The 2340-nt window shown below is 45.1% G+C and carries 3 protein-coding genes; 2 read left to right on the forward strand and 1 reads right to left on the reverse strand.

Annotated features, from left to right (window positions below; translation table 11 throughout):
* On the reverse strand, positions 1-242 hold a 242-nt coding region (locus F6K38_RS15275), incomplete at its 3' end, for a GNAT family N-acetyltransferase (RefSeq protein WP_502709579.1).
* A gap of 222 nt (positions 243-464) precedes the next feature.
* Here F6K38_RS15275 and F6K38_RS15280 point away from each other — a divergent pair.
* Positions 465-653 carry a CPXCG motif-containing cysteine-rich protein gene (locus F6K38_RS15280; protein WP_008181174.1) on the forward strand — a complete coding sequence of 63 codons (189 nt, stop codon included), beginning with the start codon at positions 465-467 and terminating at the stop codon, positions 651-653.
* 139 nt (positions 654-792) lie between these two features.
* The coding region (locus F6K38_RS15285) for a VIT and vWA domain-containing protein (RefSeq protein WP_287356862.1) at positions 793-2340 on the forward strand (1548 nt) is incomplete at its 3' end.

A 2340-nucleotide genomic window follows, 5' to 3' on the forward strand; every position in this document is an offset into this window, starting at 1 on the left:
CCCCGATTGCGCCACTTAGGTGCCACAACCAAACTCCCCAATTCTTGGGCATCGGGAAAGTTGCGCAATTGTCCACAAGCCACCACACGCCCCTCAAATTCAATCACCCGAAACTGGGTCCAACGTAACTGGGTAGGCTCTAGTTTAGCGATCAGAATTAATTTAAGAATTGCCCAGGTATCCTTAGCACAGGCAGGGCGGAAAATGCATCCTGGTGGTAACGATGGAGATGGTTTACTCATCAGCTTTTGTAAATTGAATGTTTGTTAATGGTTGACCATCAACCGTCAACCGTCAACCGTCAACCGTTAAACCTCAACAACAAACCACTCAATAACAAAGCACTCAACAACAAACCATCAGCATCCCAATTTATCAGTTACCGATTTCATAGGTCAGTTGTGATCTCCGTCAGTCCTGACCCAATACAATTATTGCTACACTCAAAGAAAATTCTGTAGTGAATGCAAGAGACTGCTCAATATTCCTGTGCCTATTATGGTGAAACCATTTTGACCTTTGTAGATCTAAGCGCTGGTGAACAGCAATCCTATATCGAAGATTGTCAAGTCTGCTGTCGTCCAAATATTTTGTATGTAAGGGTAGATCAAGAAACTCTCGATATTGAGATTGACAGTGATTATGATGGCTAACTAAAAGGCAGATTGACCCAAGTTCACTCTTGGTAAGGATTTATGATTAGATTTGTGGCTAGCATGGTGCGTCTACCCAGAACCTTGCTACTGATAGGGACAGTGGCGAAACTCACCCATTTGCTCAATCTTAAGGTAAATGCCCATGCCCACTCATGCACTATTATGCTCCAAGCAGTTGCTAGGGGGACTATACGTTAACGAAGAGGAGCAACATTCGGTATTTCCTCTGAAACATACAGACGTTTACGCCAAAATTACCGGTCACCTGTCACGGGTAGAGGTGACACAGACCTTTGAGAATCCTTTCAGCCAACCCTTAGAAGCGGTCTATATCTTTCCACTACCGGATGAAGCAGCAGTGGATCAGATGGAGATTAAATTAAGCGATCGCATAATTGAGGGCAATATCAAAAAACGGGAAGACGCTCAAACTATCTACGAGCAAGCTTGCAGTCAGGGGCGGAGTGCGGGACTCTTAGAGCAAGAACGGGATAATATTTTTACTCAATCTCTAGCTCACATTAAACCAGGGGAGCAAATTGAGGTCACCCTTCGCTATACCGATCAGCTACAGTTCCAGGGGGGTAACTATGAATTTGTCTTCCCAATGGTAGTTGGCCCCCGTTTTATCCCTGGTACTCCCATTGATGAGAGTGGGGATACTGACTTCGTTCCCGATGCTTCCCGAATCACTCCACCCTTGATTCCCCCAGACATTCGCTCAGGTCATGACATTGGGGTAACCGTTGAGATTGACGCTGGAGTAGCAATTACAGAGATTTATTCTACCTCCCATCAGATTAACATTGAACAACTCAACATTGAACAACAGGGTGCAATCCTGCGGGTCAAACTGAGTCAGGAAGACACGATTCCCAACAAAGACCTGATTCTACGCTATGGGATTGCCAAGGAGCAAACTCAGACAACACTACTTACCCACTCAGATCAACGAGGCAATCATTTTGCTGTGTATCTTATCCCTGCGTTGGACTATAGCACCGATGAGATTGTGCCAAAGGATGTGGTGTTCGTGATCGATACCTCTGGTTCTCAAATGGGGGATCCTCTGCTAAAGTCTCAGGAATTGATGCGTCGGTTTATTAATGGACTCAATCCCAAGGATACCTTTACCATTATTGATGTTTCAGATACGGCTACCCAGCTATCCGCCAAACCCTTATCGAATACCCCCCAAAACTGTAGAAAGGCGATTAACTACATCAATCAATTAAAAGCCAACGGTGGTACTTATTTACTCAAAGGTATTCGTAACTTGCTGAATTTACCAGCTGCACCGGAGGGACGACTACGGAGTATTGTACTGCTAAGTGATGGCTACATTAGCAATGAGAATCAGGTACTAGCAGAAGTACAGCAACAGCTTAAACCTGGAAATCGCATCTATAGCTTTGGTGTCGGCAGTTCTCCGAACCGGTTTCTGCTGAATCGCTTAGCTGAAATTGGACGGGGAATAGCTAGAATCGTGCGTCAAGATGAACCAACTGAAGCAGTAGCGGAACAGTTTCTCCGTCAAATTAATAACCCAGTGCTAACCAATATTCACGTTACCTGGGAAGGCCTAGGGGAAGCGATAATTTATCCCAATCCCACTCCGGATCTATTTACCCAGCAGCCTTTGGTTATCTGTGGACGTATTTCTCCCATTCAAGAGTTCCAGGCA

The sequence above is a fragment of the Moorena sp. SIO3B2 genome, assembly GCF_010692525.1.
Lineage (GTDB): Bacteria > Cyanobacteriota > Cyanobacteriia > Cyanobacteriales > Coleofasciculaceae > Moorena > Moorena producens.

Bases quoted from the DNA above. Each gene is read 5' to 3' on its own strand.
- F6K38_RS15280 (WP_008181174.1), top strand. From the start codon at position 465: ATGCAAGAGACTGCTCAATATTCCTGTGCCTATTATGGTGAAACCATT.